General features: G+C 65.8%; 26 protein-coding genes and 1 pseudogene. 11 read left to right on the plus strand and 16 right to left on the minus strand.

Going from position 1 to position 21733, the window contains the following annotated elements:
• Positions 1 to 71: 71 nt before the first annotated feature.
• Positions 72 to 668, minus strand: a complete 597-nt coding sequence (trmY, locus tag QA600_RS02345) for a tRNA (pseudouridine(54)-N(1))-methyltransferase TrmY (protein WP_278290349.1) — start codon at positions 666 to 668, stop codon at positions 72 to 74.
• A 162-nt stretch (positions 669 to 830) separates the two neighbouring features.
• On the opposite strand from trmY, the gene QA600_RS02350 reads away from it, so the two are divergent.
• Entirely contained in the window at positions 831 to 1010 is a 180-nt protein-coding gene (locus QA600_RS02350) for an HVO_A0556 family zinc finger protein (protein WP_278290350.1), read from the plus strand.
• A 26-nt stretch (positions 1011 to 1036) separates the two neighbouring features.
• Here QA600_RS02350 and QA600_RS02355 read toward each other — a convergent pair whose 3' ends face one another.
• The 3 genes from QA600_RS02355 to QA600_RS02365 all read right to left on the minus strand — a co-directional run bounded on the left by QA600_RS02355 (position 1037) and on the right by QA600_RS02365 (position 2784).
• Positions 1037 to 1225, minus strand: coding sequence for a hypothetical protein (locus QA600_RS02355; protein WP_278290351.1), 189 nt, complete (start codon positions 1223 to 1225; stop codon positions 1037 to 1039).
• Positions 1226 to 1228: 3 nt separating this feature from the next.
• Positions 1229 to 1435 (minus strand): hypothetical protein, encoded by a 207-nt coding sequence (locus tag QA600_RS02360; protein ID WP_278290352.1) that lies wholly within the window; start codon positions 1433 to 1435, stop codon positions 1229 to 1231.
• Positions 1436 to 1674: 239 nt separating this feature from the next.
• Positions 1675 to 2784: a trypsin-like peptidase domain-containing protein gene (locus QA600_RS02365; protein WP_278290353.1), complete on the minus strand. Its 1110-nt coding sequence runs from the start codon at positions 2782 to 2784 to the stop codon at positions 1675 to 1677.
• Between the two features lie 112 nt (positions 2785 to 2896).
• On the opposite strand from QA600_RS02365, the gene QA600_RS02370 reads away from it, so the two are divergent.
• Positions 2897 to 4252, plus strand: a complete 1356-nt coding sequence (locus QA600_RS02370) for a tRNA pseudouridine(54/55) synthase Pus10 (protein ID WP_278290354.1) — start codon at positions 2897 to 2899, stop codon at positions 4250 to 4252.
• A 12-nt stretch (positions 4253 to 4264) separates the two neighbouring features.
• Here the strand turns inward: QA600_RS02370 and QA600_RS02375 are convergent, their stop codons facing one another.
• The gene (locus tag QA600_RS02375) at positions 4265 to 6373 is read right to left on the minus strand and encodes a S9 family peptidase (protein WP_278290355.1); all 2109 of its coding nucleotides are present in this window, start codon (positions 6371 to 6373) and stop codon (positions 4265 to 4267) included.
• Positions 6374 to 6546: 173 nt separating this feature from the next.
• Here QA600_RS02375 and rnhB point away from each other — a divergent pair, with 173 nt between their 5' ends.
• Entirely contained in the window at positions 6547 to 7221 is a 675-nt protein-coding gene (gene rnhB / locus QA600_RS02380) for a ribonuclease HII (RefSeq protein ID WP_278290356.1), read from the plus strand.
• A gap of 110 nt (positions 7222 to 7331) precedes the next feature.
• Positions 7332 to 7474, plus strand: a pseudogene (locus QA600_RS02385) (sodium:calcium antiporter); the annotation flags it as partial.
• Positions 7475 to 7701: 227 nt separating this feature from the next.
• Here QA600_RS02385 and QA600_RS02390 read toward each other — a convergent pair.
• Positions 7702 to 9324, minus strand: coding sequence for a preprotein translocase subunit SecD (locus tag QA600_RS02390; protein WP_278290357.1), 1623 nt, complete (start codon positions 9322 to 9324; stop codon positions 7702 to 7704).
• Positions 9321 to 10199, minus strand: coding sequence for a protein translocase subunit SecF (gene secF, locus QA600_RS02395; protein WP_278290358.1), 879 nt, complete (start codon positions 10197 to 10199; stop codon positions 9321 to 9323). The genes QA600_RS02390 and secF overlap by 4 nt, the downstream gene beginning before the upstream one ends.
• A 147-nt stretch (positions 10200 to 10346) precedes the next feature.
• Here secF and QA600_RS02400 point away from each other — a divergent pair, with 147 nt between their 5' ends.
• Positions 10347 to 10688 (plus strand): hypothetical protein, encoded by a 342-nt coding sequence (locus QA600_RS02400; protein ID WP_278290415.1) that lies wholly within the window; start codon positions 10347 to 10349, stop codon positions 10686 to 10688.
• Here QA600_RS02400 and QA600_RS02405 read toward each other — a convergent pair.
• Positions 10685 to 11155: a DUF5812 family protein gene (locus QA600_RS02405; protein WP_278290359.1), complete on the minus strand. Its 471-nt coding sequence runs from the start codon at positions 11153 to 11155 to the stop codon at positions 10685 to 10687. The two genes, QA600_RS02400 and QA600_RS02405, sit on opposite strands and share 4 nt — an antisense overlap.
• Positions 11156 to 11334: 179 nt before the next feature.
• Between QA600_RS02405 and QA600_RS02410 the strand changes: the two genes are divergently transcribed.
• The 3 genes from QA600_RS02410 (at position 11335) to QA600_RS02420 (ending at position 13314) form a co-directional block, all read left to right on the plus strand.
• Positions 11335 to 11745, plus strand: a complete 411-nt coding sequence (locus QA600_RS02410) for an ester cyclase (RefSeq protein WP_278290360.1) — start codon at positions 11335 to 11337, stop codon at positions 11743 to 11745.
• A gap of 32 nt (positions 11746 to 11777) precedes the next feature.
• Positions 11778 to 11957: a hypothetical protein gene (locus QA600_RS02415; protein WP_278290361.1), complete on the plus strand. Its 180-nt coding sequence runs from the start codon at positions 11778 to 11780 to the stop codon at positions 11955 to 11957.
• Positions 11958 to 12018: 61 nt separating this feature from the next.
• Entirely contained in the window at positions 12019 to 13314 is a 1296-nt protein-coding gene (locus QA600_RS02420; protein ID WP_278290362.1) for a glucose-6-phosphate isomerase, read from the plus strand.
• Positions 13315 to 13333: 19 nt separating this feature from the next.
• On the opposite strand, the gene QA600_RS02425 is transcribed toward QA600_RS02420, so the two are convergent.
• Positions 13334 to 13990 (minus strand): helix-turn-helix domain-containing protein, encoded by a 657-nt coding sequence (locus QA600_RS02425; protein ID WP_278290363.1) that lies wholly within the window; start codon positions 13988 to 13990, stop codon positions 13334 to 13336.
• Positions 13991 to 14234: 244 nt separating this feature from the next.
• Here QA600_RS02425 and QA600_RS02430 point away from each other — a divergent pair, with 244 nt between their 5' ends.
• Complete coding sequence (locus QA600_RS02430; RefSeq protein ID WP_278290364.1) at positions 14235 to 15332, plus strand: type II CAAX endopeptidase family protein; 1098 nt, start codon at positions 14235 to 14237, stop codon at positions 15330 to 15332.
• On the opposite strand, the gene QA600_RS02435 is transcribed toward QA600_RS02430, so the two are convergent.
• Together QA600_RS02435 and QA600_RS02440 are read right to left on the minus strand one after the other, a co-directional pair.
• Entirely contained in the window at positions 15329 to 15787 is a 459-nt protein-coding gene (locus QA600_RS02435) for an NOB1 family endonuclease (RefSeq protein WP_005554043.1), read from the minus strand. The two genes, QA600_RS02430 and QA600_RS02435, sit on opposite strands and share 4 nt — an antisense overlap.
• Positions 15788 to 15791: 4 nt before the next feature.
• Entirely contained in the window at positions 15792 to 16037 is a 246-nt protein-coding gene (locus tag QA600_RS02440) for a PRC-barrel domain-containing protein (protein ID WP_005554042.1), read from the minus strand.
• Positions 16038 to 16174: 137 nt separating this feature from the next.
• On the opposite strand from QA600_RS02440, the gene infB reads away from it, so the two are divergent.
• Positions 16175 to 17974 (plus strand): translation initiation factor IF-2, encoded by a 1800-nt coding sequence (gene infB / locus QA600_RS02445; protein WP_278290365.1) that lies wholly within the window; start codon positions 16175 to 16177, stop codon positions 17972 to 17974.
• A 62-nt stretch (positions 17975 to 18036) separates the two neighbouring features.
• Here the strand turns inward: infB and QA600_RS02450 are convergent, their stop codons facing one another.
• The 5 genes from QA600_RS02450 to QA600_RS02470 form a co-directional block, all read right to left on the minus strand.
• On the minus strand, positions 18037 to 18411 hold the full coding sequence (locus QA600_RS02450; RefSeq protein WP_278290366.1) for a hypothetical protein: 375 nt from the start codon (positions 18409 to 18411) through the stop codon (positions 18037 to 18039).
• 76 nt (positions 18412 to 18487) lie between these two features.
• The gene (locus tag QA600_RS02455) at positions 18488 to 19153 is read right to left on the minus strand and encodes a bacterio-opsin activator domain-containing protein (protein ID WP_278290367.1); all 666 of its coding nucleotides are present in this window, start codon (positions 19151 to 19153) and stop codon (positions 18488 to 18490) included.
• Between the two features lie 128 nt (positions 19154 to 19281).
• A complete protein-coding gene (locus QA600_RS02460) occupies positions 19282 to 19590 on the minus strand; it encodes a HalOD1 output domain-containing protein (RefSeq protein WP_278290368.1) in 309 nt (102 codons plus the stop codon).
• Positions 19591 to 19832: 242 nt separating this feature from the next.
• Positions 19833 to 20750, minus strand: coding sequence for a hypothetical protein (locus QA600_RS02465; RefSeq protein WP_278290369.1), 918 nt, complete (start codon positions 20748 to 20750; stop codon positions 19833 to 19835).
• A gap of 57 nt (positions 20751 to 20807) precedes the next feature.
• Positions 20808 to 21197: a cyclophilin-like family protein gene (locus QA600_RS02470; protein WP_278290370.1), complete on the minus strand. Its 390-nt coding sequence runs from the start codon at positions 21195 to 21197 to the stop codon at positions 20808 to 20810.
• A gap of 156 nt (positions 21198 to 21353) precedes the next feature.
• On the opposite strand from QA600_RS02470, the gene QA600_RS02475 reads away from it, so the two are divergent.
• On the plus strand, positions 21354 to 21713 hold the full coding sequence (locus QA600_RS02475; protein ID WP_278290371.1) for a hypothetical protein: 360 nt from the start codon (positions 21354 to 21356) through the stop codon (positions 21711 to 21713).
• Positions 21714 to 21733: the final 20 nt, after the last annotated feature.

The following is a 21733-nucleotide window of genomic DNA, read 5'->3' on the forward strand; positions in this document are numbered from 1 at the left end:
CGAGCGAAACGACTCCCGTTATACACCGCCGAAACCATGGGGCTTGTTAGCAACCAATCTCTAACAACTACCTAAACGCGCTCGTAGCCGTCGGTGTCGAGGAAGTGGTGGGCCACCGTGATCGCCTGGTCGGCGTGGAGGAGTTCGGGGCCGAGCCGCAGTCGTCGCTCGGCCGCGGTCTCGAGGAACCCAGCCTCCTCGGAGGTGAAGTCCCGGTGGTCCGAGAGCACGAAGATCGGATCCTCGAGCGTTCCCGCTTCGGTAACGGGCTCGCCGTCCTCGTGGAGCTGGACGACGGTGCCCTCGTCGGCGACGGTCTCGAGGGTATCCTCGAATCCGCGGCGATAGAGTTCGACCCCGGGACTGGGTTCGGCCGGCATCGCACCGATGGCTTCCTCGCGGTGTTCGAGTGCCTTCCGGACCAGCGCGGCGGTGCTTCGCTCGTCGGGGTTCAGCCGCCGAAGCTCGCTTCCGTCGAAGGTGATCGTGAACTCGTCGCCCACGACGAGATGGACTCGGACGTCCTCGCGGATCCCGTGGGAGGTGACGAACGCCGACGTGATCGATCGACAGAGCGCATCGAGCCGACCGGCTCCGCCCGCGAGGTCGTCCAGCGAGAACGACGGCTCGGTCGGGACCTCGTGACCGATGAGTACGAACTGGCGCATACCGGTGGGACGTCAGCAGCGGGGATAGGGGCGACGGTTTCGGATCGCACTCGGTCGAAACGACTTCTTCGCGACCCTCTCTCACACAGTAATTTCACCAACCCGTACATTGCATACACAGGGCAAACGGTTTCACCTCAGTCAGGCGGCAGTGGGAGTGGTATGTCGAAACCGCAGTCCACTGCTGGGCAGCAACGGAACCTACTCGCCATCCTCGAGGGACGGACCTGTCCGGTCTGTGAGGACGGCGAACTCGAACGCGAGGAGTACAAGGACAACGCGGCCGCGGTCTGTGACGACTGCGGTACGCCGCAGGCACAGGTCTGGCAGCCCGCGAACTGAAAAGGGCGTCAGCGGGGATCGACCGGTCACCGGGTTCGTGACCCGTCGTAGCCGTGTCCGACGATCAGGGCGAGCGCATGAACGGCGAGCAGGCCGAACAGCAGCGTCAGCGCCTGCACCGAATCGATGCCGGCGATAAACACCGGCAGGTAGACGACCGGGAGGAGGGTCCCGATCCAGAACCCGATTGCGGTGACGGTGCTCCAGGCGTACATGGCTCAGCGCATCGACTCGAGCCTGACGAACGCGTCGTCGTAGGCCGCGATCCAGTTGGTCATCAGCTCCATCTCGGTCGCGTCCCGCGGAAACATCGCACACTCGTTGGGACCGTCGTTGTTCTGGATCGTGACGCTGTCGAGTTCGAGATGTACGTCTATGGAGGGAGTCTGCCCGGCGTCGGGGTCGGTTGTGTTGGTGTTGGTCATAGGGAACAGGCGGCCATTGCGCCATCGACGACTACGCCGAAGCCCACTATTGTTATCGAGGATTTAATTGATCGAGCTGTCGCGGTAGCGTTCCTCTCGGACGCCTTTCATGCTCCTTAATCAGTTGCAAAAGACTGTATTGAAATCGAGAATGTACTGTATCGATACCGGTTACTTTCGCTGTCGACAACCGGTATCGTCGACCCTACGGACGCCGTTCGGTCCCATACTCGTTCCCTTCATTCGTCGGTCGGTCGCACCCCGAGCGTCAGGTCGACGGTGCTGACCTCGCCGTCACGGCGCAGTTCGACCGCGACGGTATCGCCAGGGCTGGTCTCGAGTGCGAGGACCGTCGAGAGCGCGTGGCGGTCCGGGATCGGTTCCCCGTCGATCGAGAGGATGACGTCCCCCCCGACCGGGACCGGCTCTCCGCCGCGCTCGACGGTTCGATCGGCCCCCTGGAGGGCGCTGGTCGCGGGCTCGTGGGTCGTTTCGGTGACGATGACACCCGTCGCCTCCTCGAGGTCGTTCTCCTCGGCGATCAGTCGGTCGACGGTCGCGAGCGCGATTCCGAGGAACGGGTGGTCGTACTCGCCCTCTTCGATAAGCGCGGGGACGACCCGTCGGGAGAGCGCGGCCGAGATCGCGAAGCCGATGTTGTCGCCGCCGCCGGCGTTGACGACGCCGACGACGTTCCCGTCGAGGTCGACCAGCGGCCCGCCGCTGTTACCGGGGTTGACCGCCGCGTCGGTCTGGACGACGTTCGGGAACGTGAACTCGCCGTGGGGTGCCGGAACGGTTCGATCGACTCCGCTGACGATCCCCGACGACATCGAGCCCTCGAGACCGTAGGGGTTGCCGATCGCGAGCACCTCCTGGCCGACGACGGGTCGCTCCTCGGCCAGCCCCAGCGCGGTCGCGCCGTCGGGAACGTGGTCGGCTTCGAGGACCGCGAGGTCGCTCTGGCGGTCGCTGCCCAACAATCGGGTACCCGACCAGTCGCCGTTGATGTACTGGAGGTCGACCTCCTCCGCGCCGGCGACCACGTGTTCGTTCGTAACGATGTACTCGCCGTCGACGACGAACCCCGACCCCTGGCCCCGACCCTCCTCCTCGGTGTACGGGTCCTCGATGCCGAACACGCGGATCTGGGTCACCGAGTCGATGATCATCTCGTAGACGTCGGTGTAGGTCGACCCGTCCGCGCGGTTCTCCCGATCGATCCCGCTCGAGGAATCCCCCTCGATCGAGCTCTCGGTCCGCGGCTCGGCACAGCCGGCGATCAGGCCGGCGAGTCCGACGCCCGCACCCACGAGAACGCCGCGGCGGCTCGGTCGATACTGATCCATACCGACGGGTTGTACCGGACGTATTTGAACCTCGTGGGACAGTCCGACACGGTGACCCGCTGTAGGCGTCGAAAGGAAAACGTGTTACCCGCGGCTACCCGAGTGGGCGCATATGAGTACCGAGGACGCCCGCGCGCTGCTCGCGACGGGATCGGTCTGTGATTCCTGTCTCGGCCGTCCGTTCGCCGAGCGGAGCTTCGGGCTGACCAACGCCGAGCGGGGCCGGGCGCTGCGGACGACGATCGCGATCGAGGACGACGACGACTTCGAGCCCGTCGAGCCCGATTCGTGCTGGGTCTGTGAGGGGTACTGCGCCACGTTCGACGCGATCGCGGAGACGATCGTCGACGAACTCGAGGGCGTCGACTTTGCTACCTACCAGGTCGGCACCCGGGTTCCGCCGCTGGTCGAGGAGAACGAACGGCTGTTTCGCGAGGACGGGAGTCTCGAGCCCGACGTCGGCGAGTCGATGAAACGCGAGATGAACCGCGAAGTCGGTCGGCGCGTCGGCTCGAAGACGGGCGCCGAGGTCGACTTCGATCGCCCCGACGTGCTCGCGGTCGTCGACCTCGAGGCGTTCGACCCCCTCGAGTTCGACGCGGACGACGCCGTCACGAGCCACGCAGTCGACGTCCAGATCAACCCCGCGTTCGTCTACGGCCGCTATCGCAAGCTCGAGCGAGACATCCCCCAGACGGAGTGGCCCTGCCGGGAGTGTGGCGGCAGCGGGATCCAGCTCGGCGACGACGGCGAGGAGCCCTGTGACTACTGTGGCGGCTCGGGCTACATGTACGACACCAGCGTCGAACAGGTCGTCCGTCCCCACATCGTCGAAGCGATGGACGGCGAGGGGGGAACCTTCCACGGCGCGGGCCGCGAGGACGTCGACGCCCGGATGCTCGAGGAAGGTCGGCCGTTCGTCCTCGAGGTCAAGCGACCCCGCTTTCGGGAGCCGGACCCCGCCGACCTCGAGCGCGAGATCAACGCCGCGGCCGAGGGCGCAGTGGCAGTCGAGGGGCTGCGACTCGCGACCTACGAGATGGTCGAACGGGTGAAAGAACACGACGCGAGCAAGCGCTACCGCGCGGACGTCGAGTTCGCCGACCCCGTCGACGAGGACGCGTTCGAGACCGTACTCGCGGAGCTCTCGGGAACCACCGTTGAGCAGTACACCCCTCAGCGCGTCGATCACCGTCGCGCGGGACTGACCCGCGAGCGCACTGTTTACGAGATCGAGGGCGACCTCGAGTCGCCCACGAACGCGGAGGTTCGCCTCCACGGCGCGGGCGGGCTCTATGTGAAGGAGCTCATCAGCAGCGACGAGGGCCGCACGGAGCCGAGTCTCGCGGGGCTGCTCGAGACCGACGCCGAGGTAACGGCCCTGGACGTCACCGGGGTCAAGGGCGAGGACGAGCCGTTCGAACTCGAGGAATTCTTCCGGGACGAGCCGCGAGTCGGCACCGAATAATGCGCCCGTCGATCAGCCATCCGTCCGATTTTTGACCTCCGGATCGTGGGTTTCGTACCACCCGAGGATCTGCTCGAGGCGATGGATCGCCCGGTCGGGGTCGCCGATGTTGTGGTGCTCGTCGGGGTAGACGATTAGTTTCGCGTCGACCCCCTGCTTGCGCGCGGCAGTGTAGAGCTGTTCGGACTGCGACGGCGGACAGCGCCAGTCCTCGCCGCCCGCCGTCACGAGCAGCGGCGTATCGATCTCGTCGGCGTCGAGGATGGCCGAGGCCGCGTCGTAGCTCTCCGGGCTCTCCCAGGGGAGGCCGAAGTCGGCCTCCATCCAGTTGTGCGTGTCGCCGGTCCCGAAATCCGCGCGCAGGTCGTAGATGCCGTGCTCCGGCGCGGCCGCGGTCAGCAGGTCCGTCTGCGTGACGAGGTAGCCCTGTGCGACGCCGCCGTAGGAGAAGCCGTAGCCGAAGACACGATCGGGGTCGACCCAACTTCGATCGACGAGCGCTTCGACCCCCGCGACGATGTCCGCGACCTCCGCGGTTCCCCACCGGCCGCGCAGCACGTCGGCGAACTCCCGCCCGCGGGAGGTACCGCCGCGGTAGTTCGGCCGGAGAACGACGTAGCCCCGGCTCGTCAGCGCCGCGTGGGCGAAGCTGAACACCGGCTCGTCGTAGGACAGGGGACCGCCGTGGATCGCCACCACGAGCGGGTGCGGGCCGTCCTCGAGATCGAGCCCCGGATCGTGGTAGACGACCCCGTCGATCGTCCAGTCGTCGGACTCCCACTCGAGGCGACGGACCTCTGGCATCGAGAATTCGCTGAGGAGTTCGTCGTTGACGGCCGAAAGCCGTCGAAGCGATTCTGGCGGCTCGCTCGCCTCGAGGTCGTCGACCGCGACTGCGTAGACGTCCGTCCCCTCCCGAGGGTGGGAGAACACGAGCGCGGCCCTCGAGCCGTCCTCGGCGACATCGAACGCGAGGATCGCTCGATCGTCGCCCTGGGCCTCGAAGACCCGTTCGGTCGACCCGTCGACGCCGGCGCGAGCGAGTCGCGTCCGGGCCTCGTCGCCGACGAGAACGTACGCCGTGTCGTCGACCCAGTTGACCGTCGCCCCGCGGCCAACACCCCTGTCGAGGTCGGCCGTCAGCGACCGCGGCTCCTCGCCGTCATGAAAGTAGAGTTCGTCGGGCTTCGTCCAGTCCTCCGGGTCGCGCACGACGAAACCGAGCGTCCCGTCGTCGCGCCAGGAGGGGCGCGTACACTGCCACTCGCCATCGGTCAGCCGCCGCAGCTCCGAGCCGTCGGGCGCGATCGTGTACACGTCCCGAACCAGTGTGTCGTCGAGTCGCCCGAGTCGACACGACGTGAACACGATGCGATCGGTCGGCCCCCAGCGGGGCTCCATCCCCGTGAGGTCCTGGAACGCACCGCCGCCGTAGGCGTCGTCGAGCCGCTCGGTCTCGCCCGACTCGAGGTCGACGACGAACAGGTAGGTCGTTACGTCGTCCGTCCAGCCGGACCCGTCGACCTTGTGCTGGAGACGCGTCGTCTCGATCGGGCCGCCCCCGCGAACCCGCTTGAGGTACTCGCGCTCGGCGTCCGTCGGGTCCCGCGAGGCGATCACGAGTCGGTCGCCGCCCGGGCTCCAGTCGAACTCCGCAACACCCTCCTCACGATCGGTCACCTGTCTGGCGTCGCCGCCTCGAGCGAGGTCGAACAGCCACACCTGCGGCTTCGGGTCGTCGTCGGCTTCGGATCCGCCCTCGTCGTTCGTCGCGTCGGTGTCTTCGTCTCCGTCCGCTGCACTCGAGTCGTCACCCTCTTCGTCCCGGTCCCGCCACCCGACCCGTCGCCCGACGTCCGCCTCCCGCGCGGCGAGAAACGCGAGTTCGTCTCCGGACGGGCTCCAGGCGGGGCTCGAGGCACCGGCGACGGTCGTCAACCGGTGTGGTTCTCTCGAGCCGTCCGTCGGGGCGACGAACAACGAGGTGACGGCCTCGTCGGCGTCCTGGTCGTACTCGGTCGCGGCGAACGCGACCCGATCGCCGTCGGGCGAGACTGCGACGTCGGTGATCTCCGTGAGGTCGTAAAACGCTTCTAGCGGAAGCTCGGTTCGTTCGGTCACGCCAACTACGTTTCATCGATCTATAATATGTGTTGCGGGCCCACCCGAAACCGTCTCGCAGGAGTTGTTCGACCTTCTCGGGGGGACGACCGCGGGCGAGATGGCATCCGGGAGGAAGAATCCGGTGTTCGAACAACGAAACGGTTTAGCGGGTCGGGACGGATCGTCGAGCCATGCCATTCGGCGTCGACGAGGCGGGGAAGGGGCCCGCACTGGGATCGATGTTCGCCGCGGCCGTCCACGTTCCGGAACCCGACGCACTCCCGGATGGGATCGCGGACTCGAAGCGCCTCGCACCCGAGCGCCGCGAGGAGCTGGCCGCGACCCTGCGCGAGGACGACCGAATCGCCGTCGGCGTCAGCGAGATCACGCCTCCCCTGATCGACGATCCCGAAACCGACATGAACTCGCTGGCAGTCAGGGCCCACGCCGAGGCGATCGACGGGGTTCTCGAGGCCGCCGACCTCTCCACCGATTCATCGGCGTCCGGGCGCTGTGACGCCTGTGACACCGACGCTGATCGGTTCGCTCGGCGAGTCGCCGACGCCTGCGAGCCCGAGCGCGACCTCGAGCTCGAACTGACGGCCGCACACGGCGCCGACGACGAGGACCCGATCGTCGGCGCGGCCAGCGTCGTCGCCAAGGTGGAACGCGATGCCTCGATGGCCGCGCTGGCCGACGAGTACGGCCCGGTCGGCAGCGGCTACCCGAGCGATCCGACCACGCGGGAGTTCCTTGAGTCCTACGTCGCCGACCACGACCAGCTGCCGCCCTTTGCCCGCGAGTCGTGGTCGACCTGTGCGGACGTCCTCGCCGACGCCAAGCAGACGGGCCTCGAGCAGTTCTGATGGAACGATCCCTGTCGGCTTCATGTCGCCGTTTTATGCGCGGTCCCGACCTGCGTCGTAGCTGATACGTCGTGCTCGAGATCGTTTGGTTGCTCGTCCTCGCGGCCGGCGCGACGGTCGTCTTCTTCGCGATCGCCCGGACCGACATGCTGCTCTCGGAGCGGGAGGCCTGCTGTTGCTCGGCTCGTACGGGGTGTTCGTCGTCTGGCTCGTCCTCGAGAGCGTCGGGGTTCTGAACGTCGTTCCGACGTAGACTCGGTGTGACATGGTCTCGAGCGAATCCGGGTTGCGGTGGCAGGGAGCCGCCTCTTACCTGTAGAGGCGCTCCAGTTGCGAGTACACCGATGCCGATCTGCACACAGTGTGACGATCCCGTGTCGTTCGACTTCGTGCGCGCCCACGGCGACGGCGAACGCGTCGACTGGTGTCCGCGCTGTCGCGACGAGTGAGCAAAACGAGGCGGCGAGCGGTCGACTCGAGTTACTTGTCAGTCAGCAGCCGCTGGAGGATGTCCCCGTAGGCGGGCCGGGTGATGAGCACGCCGATCAGCACCCCGAGGATGGTGATGATGGCAAAGCCGCGCAGGTCGCCGAGACTCAACACGGCCAGCGGCGACAGCGCGATGATCGTCGTCGCGGCGGCGGCGCCGATGATCCAGAACGCCTTGCGGAAGCGTGACTCGAACACACGCTGGGAGCTGACGTCGCCCTCGTCCATCACCTCGTCGGCGATGATGATGAGGTCGTCCACCCCGGTCCCGACGACGGCGATGAATCCGGCGACGTGAGAGAGGTCCAGCGGCATACGTATCAGCGCCGCAAAGCCCAGCAGGATGATCACCTCCGCGAGCGCCGTGAGGATCATCGGTGCGGCGACGCGGCGGTCGTTGTAGCGCAGGTAGACCATCCCGCTGACCGTCAGTATGGAGAGGACGCCGATCAGCAGCGAGTAGGTCTTGAACTGATCGGCGAGTGCGGGCTCGAGCGAGAACGTCTGTTCTTGCTCGAAGTCAAGCGGCGCGGTCAGGGCGCCCGACTGGAGGTTGACCGCGAGGTTGTGGGCGTCCTGCTGGGTCGGAACGATCATCTGGAAGACGGGATCGTTCACCCAGTTACCCGAAGCCATGCTCTCGCCCAGGTCGGGACTCATGCTGTGGGCGTCGACGACCTCGCCGTCGACCTCGGTGAGCAGACACCACTGCGGGGCGTCGGGATCGAAGTCGAACTCGCCGGTCTCGCGGTCGTGGATGGCACACTGGCCGACCCCTTCCCCGGTGAAGCCGTACTCGTTCATCGCCTCCTGGTAGTCGGCTGCGGGACTGGAGCCGTCTCCGTCCTCTGCGTCGTCGACGGTGACGGGAACGTAGTGGTACCCTTCCTGGTCGTTGTACGACGCCGAGCCGACGCTGGCGAACTCCTCACCCTGGAGGACCGTCTCGTTGGTCTGGTTGCCATCTTCGTCGGGGTGGTAGGCGACGATCTGGACGTCGCCGCGCTCGGTGAGCATCTCGCGAAGCTCGGCGGGGCTCATCCCGGGGACCTCGGTGACGATGAAGTAGCCGTCGCCGACGGTCGCCTCCTGGTAGGCGGTGCCGCCCGAGAGCCCGGCCTCGTTGATCCGTAGTTCGATCGTCTGGATGATCTCGTCGCGGGTCTGCTGGGTGACCTCGTCGCTGACGTCACCCTCGTCGACTTCGACGCCGGCCTCCTGTAAGGCGGCGGCGAACTCCGCGGCGGTCACCTCCTCGGCGAACACCTCGGCGGTGAAGCGGTTGTCGTCCTCGTGGTAGCGGACGATCGCATCGGCGGCGTCGATCTCGAGTTCGTCCTGAAGCGTCGACTCGACCTCGCGTTCCTGTTCTGGATCGATGTCAATGGTGGCGCTCATGCCGACCGGCGGCGCGCTAATTCGGGTCCCGCCGTCTAAGCCGAGGCCGTACTCGAGGTTTGTCGGCCCCTCGTCGAACTCCTCGTCTTCCTCCTCGACGAGGGTGTCGTCGTCCATCACGCCGCCAGGGACGAACAGCGCGACGAGCGCGACGCTGACGAACAGCACCAGCAGGAGGATCCGCCAGTACTCTTTGACGAACGCGATCGGGTTCATCGCGCCACCCCGTGGAACATGTACCATCGAAGCAGGCTCAGGTTCAGCATGTACGTGTTCATCAGGTCCGCGGCGAGGCCGACGAAGAGGATGATGCCGATCGACGACAGCAACTCGACGCCGAACAGCCACGCGGCGATCCCCATCACGAGCATCGCCATCATCGACGTAACGGTCATCGTCACCCCGGTTCGCATCGCCCGGTGGGTGCTCTCGTAGAAGTCACCGCCCCGACGCAGGACGTGGTTGTTCAACAGGATGTCCGAGTCCACGGAGTACCCGATCAGCATCAACAGCGCGGCGACCGTCCCCAGCGAGAGCGGGATGCCGACGATCGACATGAACGCCAGCGGAATCACGATGTCCGAAAACGCCGAGACGACGATCGCGATCGATGGAACGAACGTTCGAAACAGGATGAACGCGAGCACGCTCATCCCGAGGAAGGCGACGGCGATCCCCAGCAGCGCGGTCTGCTGGGTCTGCTCGCCGAAGCTCGCCGACGTCGACGACACCTGCTGGATGACCGCGGCGTCGCCGTCGGGCTGTAAGTTCGCCTCGGCCTGCTCGCTCAACGCCTCCTGATTCGTCGAGGCGAACTGGACGATGTACTGGTTCTCCTCCGAGGCGACCGACTGGACGGATTCGGGCTCCTCGTCGAACGCCTCCGGAATCTCACCCTCCGATGCGGTCGTCTGGACCGTCAGCTCCGTTCCGCCGGCGAAGTCCATCCCGAGCTGGACTGGCGTTCCGAACAGCAGAAACGACCCGACGAGAACGAGCAGTGCGACCCCAAGAACCGCAAGCGGTACCGCCGCCAGCTGGCGGTCGCTGTACCGGGTGTAATCGATCTCCGGTACGTCGAAATACCCCATATACCATCCACCTGGCAGTCGGGCCGTGTAAGCCTTCCTAATTTCTGTGCCAACTGCCAGTGAGAATAACCGCACTTCGACGACGAGCTAAAACCGCTCGAGCCCGTAGATCGGGGTATGACCGCAGAGAAACCCGAAGCGTCGACGATGATAGACGAGCCGGCCGACGCCGCCCGGGACGCCTTCGCCGAGCGAGTGATCGTCTCCTACCCCGCGGATCTCTCCGAGTGGGGGCGGTTTCAGGTCGAGAAACCCTCGTTCCGGGCGTTCCTCCGGAAGACCCGTGACACCGCAGAGCCGGGCGACGTCTGGGAGGAGTTCGTCGGCGTCGGCTGCTGTGGTAACACGCTCGACGTCCCGCTACGGGTCGAAGACGTCGAGGGCGGCTCGCGGATCGTCGACGACACCGAGATCGAGTACGACGTCCGCGAGGCCTGTGGCGTCCAGGGGAGCTGGCGGGTCCAGAGCAAGGGCGGCCCGAGCAGCTAGTCCGGGAGGTACCGAACGCTCAACACACCGTCCTCGGCCGACCGACGCACCTCGACGCGGACCGCCTCGAGCCGGGCCGCTCGAGCGACCGTCTCCTCGTCCTCGAGGACGTCCTGCGCTGCAGCTTCGATCTCGCCCTCGAGGTTGAAGACGTGGATCTCGCCGGTTCCCGCCCGCTCCTCCTGGATCAGCTCGCCGATCTCGGCGTCGGCCGCGAGCTCCTTCTCGTGGCGGGTCGGCTCGAGGTCGCTGTCGACCAGCTCGATCGTCCGCCGATCGGCGACGTCGACGACCTCCCAGGCGACCTCCAGTGGCGGTTCGGGCGCGACGGTGGCCTCGAGGACGTCGTGGACCTCGACGCCGGGGTTCGACGACAGCGTGTGTACCTGTGCGGTCTCGACGTCGCGGACGACGGCCGACTCCGCTTCGGCGTGCGTGACGACGTACGTGCCCGTCTGTTCGGTCATGGGGGCTCGTAGGTGCGTGGCGGGTTTTGGGGTTTCGGATCGGAGCGAATCCGTCGCTCGTCGGGGAGAACACACCCTGACGTGACGCGCTCACCGTCTGCTCTCGCCCACGTCGTGGCACTTGGTCACGAGGTGACGCTATGATTCCGAGTTTCGTGGCGAACACGGGTAAACGAACCATGTCAGAAGCCACGATCCAAGACGCGGAACGGCTCCTCGAGCAGTACGATAAACTGTGGAGCGGTGACCACTCGAAACTGGACGTCGTCGCCGAGTCAATCTCGTTCCACTCCCCGCTCGACGAGGTTCACGGACGGGACGCCCTCGAGGAGTTCCTCCGCGAACAGGAGTCCGCCTTTCCCGACGGAACGGTGGAGACGGACGCGGCGCTCGTCGGCGACGAGATGATCATGCACGAGTTTACGTGGACCGGAACGCACGAAGCGGCGTTCGACGGCATCGAACCGACGGGTCGGACGGTCGAAGTTGCCGGGATGGCAACACTGACGATCGACGGCGGACGGATCGTCGAGGATCGTACCTACTTCGATTCGGAAGCGCTACTCGCCCAACTCGGCGCTACCGAGTAGACGGCCATCGTCGGGGCCGCGTCGCGTCCGCCGTGGCGGAGCGAGAGCGGGACGGCGCGACCGCGTTCGCCGTCGACGAGGCGTGGGTGGCGTACGAACGGAACCGGCGGGACGGGGTGACCGATGAGCCACCGTACGGAACCTGGCGATACGCGTTCGTCCTGCTGGCACTGGCGCCGATCGCGGTCTCCGCTCTCCTGCTGTTCGCCTGAGGCTCGTCGACCGCTACCGCGTGACGGAACGACTTTACCGCAGGCGGGTGCCCTCACGAGCATGGACGTCGATATCGGCAACGCGCTCGCGTCGGTCGCTTCGCCGGGCGTCTCTCGAGACTCGCTCGAGCGCCTGGACGAGCAGGTCGCCGACGCACACGAACGCATCGAGGTCGGGATGGCAAACGGGGAACACGGCTACGAGGCGCTGAACCTCAACGAGCGAACCGATCCCGACGAGATCCGACGAGCCGTCGAGCCCGTCGCCGACGCCGAGGCGCTGATCACGGTCGGCATCGGTGGCAGCGCGCTGGGCGCGGCGACGATCACCGGGGCGCTCGACTCCGACACCGAGACCGTCTACCTCGACAACGTCGATCCCGCGTGGGTCTCTGCCCGTCTCGAGGCCCTCTCCCTCGAGAACACCGCGATCAACGTCGTCTCCCGGTCCGGGACCACGGCTGAGACGCTGGCGAACTTCCTCGTCGTCCGGGAGGCGTTCGAGGACGCGGGCGTCGACTGGACCGAGCGAACGATCGTGACGACGGGCGACTCGGGCCCCCTCCGCGATCTCTCGGAGCGCCACGACCTGCCGTCGCTGAAAGTTCCCGACGGGGTTCCGGGCCGCTTCTCGGCCCTCTCCGCCGTCGGGATGGTCGCCGCCGCGGTCTGTGGCCACGACCTCGAGGCCCTCCTCGAGGGCGCCGCCGCCGAGGCCGACACCCTGTCGGGCTCGCTGTTCGACTGCCCGGCCTACGCCTACGGGGCGACCAGCTACGCGCTGGACGCCCGCGGCGCGGGGATGAACGCGATGGTCCCCTACGCCGAATCGCTCGAGACCTACTCCGAGTGGTTCGCCCAGCTGTGGGCCGAGAGTCTCGGGAAGGACGACCTCGGGCAGACGCCCCTGCGGGCGCTGGGCGTCACGGACCAACACTCCCAGCTTCAGCTCTACCGCGCGGGACCGCGGGACAAGGTCGTCACGTTCGTCACCCCTCGAGAGGGCGAGGATCGATCGATCCCCGGAACCGAGGTCGACGATCTGGCCTACCTCGGCGACGCGACGCTCGGCGAACTACTCGACGCGGAGTTCGAGGCGACGGAGGCCAGCCTCGCCGCTGCGGGCCGGCCGAACGTCCGGATCGAACTCGAGCGGGTCGACGAGTACGAACTCGGCGGCTTGCTGTACGGGATGGAGGCGGCCTGCGTGCTCGCGGGCGAACTCTACGGCGTCAACACGTTCGAACAGCCCGCCGTGGAGTGGGCGAAGAACGCGACCCGCGGCCTGCTCGGCGGTGGCGAGTTCGAGGAGGCCGACGCCGTCGCGGAGAAGACCGAGCTCCGCGTGGAGCGGTAACCCTGACCGACAGTCGTTCCTACTCCTCGTCGTCGAACGCGTCCCGCAGGATCGTCCGCTGGCCGCGCCGGAGCAGTGCCGAGAGCGCCTGGCTCGAGATCTCGAACTCCTCGGCCAGCTCCTCGGCAGAAACCTTCCGGGGGACGTCGAAGTACCCCCGTTCCAGCGCGCGACGCAGGACATCGGCCTGGCGAGGCGTGAGGTCGTATCGCTCGGCCGCATCGTCCTCGCTCCGGTAGAGCCGGCGCAGCGAAAACGCCAACTCCCGCTCGTCGCAGCGCTCCCGGTAGGCCGCCAGCGCCTCGCGGCTCGGAAAGTGCGCCCGATATCGAACTGACTCCGCTCGCAGTTCGATGTCGAGAAACGTAATGCCGAGTTCGAAGGCGTCGGCGTAGGTCATCCCTCGCTCCCCTTCGGGGGCGAGCCGAACGCGAAAGAGACACCGCTCGGAGACCGTCGAGAGCCGTTCGAACTCGTCGACCGATCGATCGTCCGCCAGCGCCTCGAAGAACCGCTCGAGTGCTTCCGTCGCGCCGCTCGCTCGAAAGATGAGGTGGGAGCCGTCGTGACGATCCGACTGCTCGTCTTCGACCTCGATCGTCACCTCGGGCACCCGGCGGCGTGCGATTCGCATGATCGGGTGGTTCGACAGCGAGTACTCGGCGATGAAGCTCATCTCGCTCACCGCACGAGTTCGCTCCCGCCTCGAGACTCGCGAGCATCCCCGGCGGAGGCGGGTCGGCAGGTAACCGCTACCGGTCGTCGATCGACGCGGCGTTTCGGTCGCGGTATGCTCTCACGCTTCATGGGCGTGCGTTCTGTATCCTGGTTGTTAACTCTTCGTTCGATCGGTGCGATCGCGCAGCGGTTCCGATGATCGATTGCGGAGCCCCTATGAGTACGCGATCGAATGCACGGATATGAACGAGACAGCACGCTCCAGCGACGGGAGCGGGACCGACGACTCGCTCGTCCCGTCGCTCGGGGTCGTTCCCGCAGTCGTCGCCATGGTCGCCGTCCTCGCTCCCGTCCGCGACGGGATCGGGGATCCGTTCGTCCAGCTGGCGGGGGCGCTCGCGGTCGTCTCCGTCGTCGCCTTCCTCGCTCGCCGTCACGGCGCGCTGGGCGTGGTACCCGGCGCCGCCCTCGCCGCGGGCTCCAGTTTGGGTGTCGTGCTGTTGACCGGGTACGCGCTCAACCAGGGGATCACCGGATCGACGGCCGTTCCGGGTCTCGACGGAACCGTTTCGCTGCTCTTTCTGGCGTTCGCCTCGGCCGGCGGCTCGATCGGCGTTGCGGCCGCCGACTACCGTGGCGTCTCGGCGCGCGGACTGATCGAGCGGACGTATCGGTTCTCGACGATGACTGTCGTCGGCTTCGCCGGACTGATCGCGATGGCGCTGGTCAGCGTCTTCCTCGCCCCCCTGTTCGGGGCCGAAGGCATGCAGGGCCAGCTCCTCCAGTACCTCTCGACGGCCCTTGGACTCGGCTCCGTCGCGGCGCTCACTATGGCGCTTCGCGGGTACGACCTGTCGTTTCTCGACCTCGAGGTGCCGAACCTGCGAGCGGTAGGCTGGACGGTCGGCGGGCTAATCCTGCTGTTCGGCGCGCTGGTCGCGATCTCGGTCGCGATGACCGTCGTCGGCGTCGACACCGCCGACCACGGGACGACCCAGCAGGTCGAACAGAATCCCGAGCTGCTGATGGTGATCGTCCCCGGGATGTTGCTAGTGGTCGGTCCCTTCGAGGAGCTGCTCTACCGAAACGTCATCCAGAAGTCGCTGTACGAGACGTTCTCGCGGTACGGTGCCATCGCCGTCTCGAGCGTCATCTTCGCGGGGGTTCACGTCGTCGCGTACGCGACCGCGGGGCCCGGTCAGGTTCTCGCGAGTCTGGTCGTGCTGTTCGGACTCTCGCTCGTGCTCGGGTTCATCTACGAACGGACCGAAAACCTGGTGGTACCGGCGCTGGTCCACGGCGCGTACAACGCGATCCAGATGATTATCCTGGTCCTCTAGTTCGGGTTCTTGCGCGCCAGTCCCGACCCGCAGATCGGGCAGCGCTCTTTCTCCTCGTCGAACTCCCGTCCGCAGCCCTGACACTGGAACCGCCAGCTACGCTGTTCTTCGATCCCGTCCCGGGCGATCACCTCGACGTCGACGTTCAGCTTTTCGGCGACGTTTTGCATCGCGTAGTCGTCGGTGACGAGGGTCGCGTCGAGCTCGAAGCTGGCCGCGACGAGTCTGACGTCGGTGTCCGAGAGGACCTCGAGGTCGCCCGATTCGCTCGCCGCGCGGCTGACCTTCTCGGTCGTATCCTCGTTGGGGATGTGGATGTGCATCCCCGAGCCCTCCATCGCGTCGTAGCGATAGGCGCTCTCGTCTTTGAGCTCCTCGCGGACGAGCGGAATCGTCGCGATCTGTTCGGTCGTGTGATAGTCGTGGATAAAAGCCGAGGAGTCGAGAACGTACATACGGTTAGCGCTGAATGACGATGTAGTCTTTCACGGCGCGGACGCGGTTGATGGGCACGCGGAACCGGCCGTCGTCGTCGGTATCGAAGTCGATCGTCTGGTTCGGTAGTTCGTCGTTCGGTTCGATAACGAGGTCGTGGAGGGTCCCCGATTTGATCTCGGTCGTGATGTTGTAGAGCATTCCCAGTTCCGTCCCGTCAGACCCCATGACGGACTTCCCCGAGAGGTTCTCGGCGAGCACTTCGCTCATGCTACCCCGTACTTACTAGTTGCTATTAAACTCCACGGGCCGATCGAGCACTGAGTTCCACAAACCCGAGCGCCGTGACGATGGGTTTAACTACCGTCCTACGGACGGTTTACCCAAGACCTTCTCGGGTGGTCACCATGTCTGATTCGGATACACACGACCCCACATCTCTGCGAACGCCGATCGTCGCGGTCCTCGGACACGTCGATCACGGCAAGACCAGTCTCCTCGACAAGATCCGCGGCTCCGCGGTCATCGAGGGTGAAGCGGGCGCGATTACCCAACACATCGGGGCGACCGCGGTTCCGCTCGACGTTATCTCCTCGATTGCGGGCGAACTCGTCGACCCCGACGACTTCGACCTGCCCGGCCTGCTGTTCATCGACACGCCGGGCCATCACTCCTTTACGACGCTGCGCTCGCGCGGCGGGGCGCTGGCCGATATCGCGATCCTGGTGGTAGACGTCAACGACGGGTTCCAGCCCCAGACGCTCGAGGCGCTGGACATCCTCCAGCGCTCCCAGACGCCGTTTATCGTCGCCGCGAACAAGATCGACACCGTCCCGGGCTGGAACGCAAACGAGGACTCGCCGATCAACGCAACCTACGAGGCCCAATCGGACCGCGTGCGCTCGCGCCTCGACGAGAGCCTCTACGAGATCATCGGCAACCTCTCGGACGAGGGGTTCTCCGCGGATCTCTACTGGCGGGTCCAGAACTTCCAGCGCAACGTCGGCGTCGTCCCCGTTTCGGCGATGACCGGCGAGGGCGTCCCGGACCTGCTCGCGGTGATGATGGGGCTCTCCCAGCGCTACATGAAAGAGGAGATGGAGATCGACGTCACCGGCCCCGGCGTCGGCACCGTCCTCGAGGTCAAAGAGGAGAAGGGCTTCGGGAAGACGATCGATCTCGTCCTCTACGACGGGACGCTCCGGGCGAGCGATACGATCGTCGTCGGCGGAACGAACGAGCCGATCGTCACCGACGTCCGCGCGCTGCTCCAGCCCCGACCGCTCGAGGAGATCCGGACCGAGAGCCGGTTCGAGAAGGTCGACGAGGTGTCGGCCGCGACCGGGATCAAGGTCGCCGCGCCCGACCTGGGTGACGCGATCGCGGGCGCTCCGGTTCGCGTCATCCGCGACCGCGACCGCGCGGACGTCGTCGCGGAGGTCGAGGACGAACTCGCGAGTATCGCCGTCGACACCGAGGAAACCGGCGTCGTCGTCAAGGCCGACACGCTCGGTAGCCTCGAGGCGATGGCCGACGCCTTAGAGGAGGCGGAGGTGCCGATCGTCCGCGCGGAGGTCGGCGACGTCGCCCCGCGGGACGTCTCGGTCGCCTCGACGGCCGAGGAGGGGAAAGAGCAGGTTATCCTCGGGTTCAACGTCGACGTGCTCGGCGACGCCGAACAGCGCGCCGAGATCGAGGACGTCCGCGTGTTTACCGACGAGGTCATCTACCAGCTGATCGAGGAGTACGAGGAGTTCGTCGACGAACTCGAGCGCGCCCAGCAGGACACCATCCTCGAGAACATCGTCCGTCCCGCGCGCTTCCGGATCCTGCCCGATCACACCTTCCGTCAGAACAATCCCGCGGTCGTCGGCGTCGAGGTCAACTCCGGAACGGTCCAGAACAACGCGAACGTCGTGAAGTTCGAGGGCAACGAGCCCGAACGCGTCGGCCAGGTCAAGGGGATTCAGGAGCAGGGCGAGGACGTCGACGAGGCCCGCGCGGGCAACCGCGTCTCGGTCGCCATCGACGGCCCCACCGTCGGCCGCCAGATCGAAGAGGACGACGAGCTCTGGATCGAGATCCCCGAGAAACACGCGAAGATCTTAGAACAGGAGCTCTCGAGCGAGATCCCCGGCGACGAGCTCGAGGCGCTGAACATGTACCTCGACAAACAGCGCAGCCGGGACCCGTTCTGGGGCAAGTGAGATGGCGATTCCAGTCGGGTCTCGAGCCGGTTCGACCACTCGCCGGCCGGCGGCCGAGGCTGCTACGATCGGAACCGGTTCTCGCCGACGTTCGACGGCCGCTTACCGTCCGCTTCGATTCGACGGATAAACCCGAAAAGCGGACTAAGCCGATCGATGTCGGCGGCTCTGACCGCGCTCCGATTCCGATCGTACTCGACGATACCGTTCTCGACCAACACCGGGAGGTGCGTGTGACGGATCGACGTCTCGACGGTTCTGATGGCAAACGGCGATAGGGCGCCCGCCCGACCGCTCCGTTCGTGAGTGAAGACGGCTGCTGCTAGCGTCGAGAGCGACATCCATCCCTCCGCATCGTCGACGACGGCGAGTATCGTCCGGCGGCGACTGCTGGCGAGAATCGAAAGTACGTCGTCGAGCCACGAGGTCGACTCCATCGAACAATGATATCGATTCGAATGTGTATAGCTGTCGTGGTTTCGTTGTTCGGATCGTTAAATACATATGGGCCGGCTACCCGTCGTCACTGCCCCCTGGTGGTGTAACCATAAGCGTATGTTCGATCAGGCTATCGTGCGCCCGGCTCAGCCGCTTCGAGAGCGCCTGCGCGGAGATATCCAGTTGCTCGGCGACGTCGACAAGAGTCACTTTCGATGATGTGAAGTAGTCCATCTCCCAGGCCATGACCAGTGCCTTGTGCTGTTTCGGTGTGAGTCCGTACCTTCCCTCCGATCGAGGGTTCGCCTGATGATAGAGCTTGGTGAGTTCGAACGGGATCCCGCGCTCGAAACAGTACTCGCTGAACCGATCGAGGCTCTCCTCGTCGCTGAACCGCATCCGGAGCTCCCAGCTATCGTACTGGGCCGACGCCTCGAGAATCGTCGATCCGATCGCCGTGTAGGCGTAGATGATCGACTCCACGTTGACGACCCAGTCCGCGCGGTACAGCGCTTGACCTTTGAGACTGTCGATCTTCTGTAGCTCGGCGACCGAGCTGTCCCTCTCGGCCGCCCGCTCGAACTCCTCGGGCCGGCAGCCGGCGATCGAAAAGTACGGCGTGATGATCTCGTCGGTCGCCGCGGCCCGCTCGACCTCGATCACGAGATCCGGAAGTGCCTGTAACGTTTCGTACAGGGCGAACGACTTGGCTGGAACGTAAAACTCTCCAAAGAGAGTCATTGGGTATGCGGACCTACAGCGGGAGTCCTTATCAATTGTTGTGCATTTTGCTACCGAATATCAAGGTTCACAGATCTAACCTTGGTATACTACGTGTCAAATCGCCTCGGGAGCAAGCCCCGAGGTACTTACACTGCTTGATAAACCGTAATCTCACCCGTCGAGGCGATCGTGACGGTGTGTTCGGCGTACCGGAACGTGAGCTCCCAGTCCCTCGTCGACCGCGACCCGGATCGCTCGAACAACGCGTTTAGCGCGCTCGGGTCGATAGCGGTGTACAACGGTTCGAGTTCGGTCGCATCGACCTGACTCGCACACGCGACGGCCTTGACTACGGCGGTGACTGGCGTCTCGGTGCCACGCTGGTACCAGGCTCTGTAGCGGAGACCGGATTGCGAGTCGATGGAAGCGTCCGACTTCGGCGGAGAAGAGCTCAACGTATGGGACTCATTGTCATTCGACTTCATCGTTCGAACGGACTCACCGTACTTCAATGAGGGTACGCTTTGATCACGTAACGGCTTTTAATACTCCTCGGCCGGCCACCAGTGCCGAAGTATCCTCGGAGCGACAGCCCGGGAGCACTGATACGGTTCACTGTACGTCAGTACCGGCGTAACCGCGACTCGTGCGGCGGGTGCGCCGGGACGTCGGTACAGCAATCCGTCTGACGTCTCGATCAGTGCCGCCGCGGCTCGTCGGCGGGACGGATCGCTTCGAGCGCTTCGTACACCGACTCGGGGTCGTCGATTGCGTCGCGATCACAGCGGAGGTTCCGGAACCGCCGCTCGAGGACGAGTTCATCCTCCGTGAGCCGAACGTCGGAGATCTTCTCCCAGGGAATCAGCCTTCTCGAGCGGCCCTGGTCGTGTCGAACACCGCGTTCGTGTGCGCGCAGTTCTCCCTGCTGGAACTCTGAATCCACGTCGAGCGAGAATCGGTTGCCGTAGTACTTCTTGCCGTTGTCGTCACCCTTGCCGACGACCCACGTCCAGATGAACATGGTGGCGCCGAACGCGATCCAGAACAGCCCGCGTAGGCTTCCGGTGGCGATACTCGCGACACCGGCCACGAAGACGAACGCCAGTGACAGTGCGATCAGAACGCCTCCCGCGTGGAGCAGCCCCGCCGGTCGATAGGCCCACGTTGCCGCCGGCTCGTCGGGGGTAACGGCCCGGACGAACCGGTTTCGGCACAGGCTCGCGAGTCCGAAGGCGGTGGCGCCGACTACCAGCGTCAGGAGAACCGTCACCGCGAGATACCGCGCGTCGGAGCCGAGCGGGGTCACGCTCGGCGCGACAGCCGCCGCGGCGAAGGCGACGGCCGGCAGATAGCAGGCAAGTCGCAGACGACGGCGACGGCCGATCCGCTCGGGAAGGCCGTGGGAGCGCTTCGCGAGGACGTGACCGATAAGCGTGACGGCGGTGACGACGGTCGGAATCGTGCCGAGCATCGTCGCGGTCGTCACGTCGGCTGCCAGCCCGGCGAGGGCGACGAGGCCGCCGGCGACGAGGCCGAGATAGAAGCCGAACGCGGCCTGGAAGCCGAGATCCGGCTGGTCGGCGTTCGCGACCGGCCGGCGGTGTTCGAGGGACATACGGTTCGCTACGCGGTCGATCCGCAAAAAGATACGCGTCTGACGTGTTCGCTCGAGTTACGGTTCGTCGGCACGCTCGAGGCGCAACTCGGCACCGCCGTCGAGATCCGCGAGTGGTGCCGTCTCCTCGAGTCGGGCGACGACGGTGACGGCTGCGGCAGCGCGGGGCTCGTCGTCGACGCTCGCCGGTGTCGGCCCCCAGAACAGACACAGTTTCTCGCCCGCAGGCCAGTAGGCGATTGCCCCCTCGGGGACGACCTCCTGGCCGCCCTCGAGCGGAGCGTCGAGCGACGCCGAAATGTACAGTTCGTCACCCCAGCGGGTCGCGTCGCCGGAGACGGGGAGGGCGTCCTGGAGTGCGATCCGTGTTTCGGGCGCGCCGTCGACCCAGGTTGCGGTCAGTTCGCGGTCGCCGACCGTGACGTGGAGGTCTGGCTGGACGTCCATACTCGGGAAGACGCTCGAGGGCCCTTTCGAGCTACCGATCGCCGCAGGAGCGACCGTCGTCGGCCCGAACCGACCCGTCGGCGGAGCGACGTCACTGATTAACGGGTTGCTCCTTCCACTCCAACCGTTAACTACGTGTTTGTGGTGTGTCGAGGTATGCTGATTCATCTCAAACAGTACAAACACGAGGAGGTTCAGTTCGACGACAACCGGACGACCGGCGAGTCCCAGACCGAGGACACGGTCGACAAGGAGCCCGAGGAGTACTTCGGCGAGGAGATCGACGACTTCGATCTCGAGACCTGGGAGACGATCGAATACGAGGACGACCCGATCCAGCGCCGGGACGTCTCGGTCGGTGGCGTAACCGCCGTCTCGGTTCCGGAGGAGCCGACCGACGACGACGACCCTGACCTGCCCGGACGAACGATCCAGCTTCGTCTGGGCGGGGAGATCGAGTACGTCGACCAGTCCCGGATCGTGGAGGTACAGGACGAGGATCCCGGCGGGTCGTAGCGACACCCGTTGCTGTCGAC

The organism is Natronococcus sp. A-GB1, from assembly GCF_029688845.1.
Lineage (GTDB): Archaea > Halobacteriota > Halobacteria > Halobacteriales > Natrialbaceae > Natronococcus.

Coding starts and splice junctions, on each gene's coding strand:
- trmY (WP_278290349.1), bottom strand. CDS start 668: ATGCGCCAGTTCGTACTCATCGGTCACGAGGTCCCGACCGAGCCGTCG.
- QA600_RS02350 (WP_278290350.1), top strand. CDS start 831: ATGTCGAAACCGCAGTCCACTGCTGGGCAGCAACGGAACCTACTCGCC.
- QA600_RS02355 (WP_278290351.1), bottom strand. CDS start 1,225: ATGTACGCCTGGAGCACCGTCACCGCAATCGGGTTCTGGATCGGGACC.
- QA600_RS02360 (WP_278290352.1), bottom strand. CDS start 1,435: ATGACCAACACCAACACAACCGACCCCGACGCCGGGCAGACTCCCTCC.
- QA600_RS02365 (WP_278290353.1), bottom strand. CDS start 2,784: ATGGATCAGTATCGACCGAGCCGCCGCGGCGTTCTCGTGGGTGCGGGC.
- QA600_RS02370 (WP_278290354.1), top strand. CDS start 2,897: ATGAGTACCGAGGACGCCCGCGCGCTGCTCGCGACGGGATCGGTCTGT.
- rnhB (WP_278290356.1), top strand. CDS start 6,547: ATGCCATTCGGCGTCGACGAGGCGGGGAAGGGGCCCGCACTGGGATCG.
- QA600_RS02390 (WP_278290357.1), bottom strand. CDS start 9,324: ATGAACCCGATCGCGTTCGTCAAAGAGTACTGGCGGATCCTCCTGCTG.
- secF (WP_278290358.1), bottom strand. CDS start 10,199: ATGGGGTATTTCGACGTACCGGAGATCGATTACACCCGGTACAGCGAC.
- QA600_RS02400 (WP_278290415.1), top strand. CDS start 10,347: ATGATAGACGAGCCGGCCGACGCCGCCCGGGACGCCTTCGCCGAGCGA.
- QA600_RS02405 (WP_278290359.1), bottom strand. CDS start 11,155: ATGACCGAACAGACGGGCACGTACGTCGTCACGCACGCCGAAGCGGAG.
- QA600_RS02410 (WP_278290360.1), top strand. CDS start 11,335: ATGTCAGAAGCCACGATCCAAGACGCGGAACGGCTCCTCGAGCAGTAC.
- QA600_RS02420 (WP_278290362.1), top strand. CDS start 12,019: ATGGACGTCGATATCGGCAACGCGCTCGCGTCGGTCGCTTCGCCGGGC.
- QA600_RS02425 (WP_278290363.1), bottom strand. CDS start 13,990: ATGAGCTTCATCGCCGAGTACTCGCTGTCGAACCACCCGATCATGCGA.
- QA600_RS02430 (WP_278290364.1), top strand. CDS start 14,235: ATGAACGAGACAGCACGCTCCAGCGACGGGAGCGGGACCGACGACTCG.
- QA600_RS02435 (WP_005554043.1), bottom strand. CDS start 15,787: ATGTACGTTCTCGACTCCTCGGCTTTTATCCACGACTATCACACGACC.
- QA600_RS02440 (WP_005554042.1), bottom strand. CDS start 16,037: ATGAGCGAAGTGCTCGCCGAGAACCTCTCGGGGAAGTCCGTCATGGGG.
- infB (WP_278290365.1), top strand. CDS start 16,175: ATGTCTGATTCGGATACACACGACCCCACATCTCTGCGAACGCCGATC.
- QA600_RS02450 (WP_278290366.1), bottom strand. CDS start 18,411: ATGGAGTCGACCTCGTGGCTCGACGACGTACTTTCGATTCTCGCCAGC.
- QA600_RS02455 (WP_278290367.1), bottom strand. CDS start 19,153: ATGACTCTCTTTGGAGAGTTTTACGTTCCAGCCAAGTCGTTCGCCCTG.
- QA600_RS02465 (WP_278290369.1), bottom strand. CDS start 20,750: ATGTCCCTCGAACACCGCCGGCCGGTCGCGAACGCCGACCAGCCGGAT.
- QA600_RS02470 (WP_278290370.1), bottom strand. CDS start 21,197: ATGGACGTCCAGCCAGACCTCCACGTCACGGTCGGCGACCGCGAACTG.
- QA600_RS02475 (WP_278290371.1), top strand. CDS start 21,354: ATGCTGATTCATCTCAAACAGTACAAACACGAGGAGGTTCAGTTCGAC.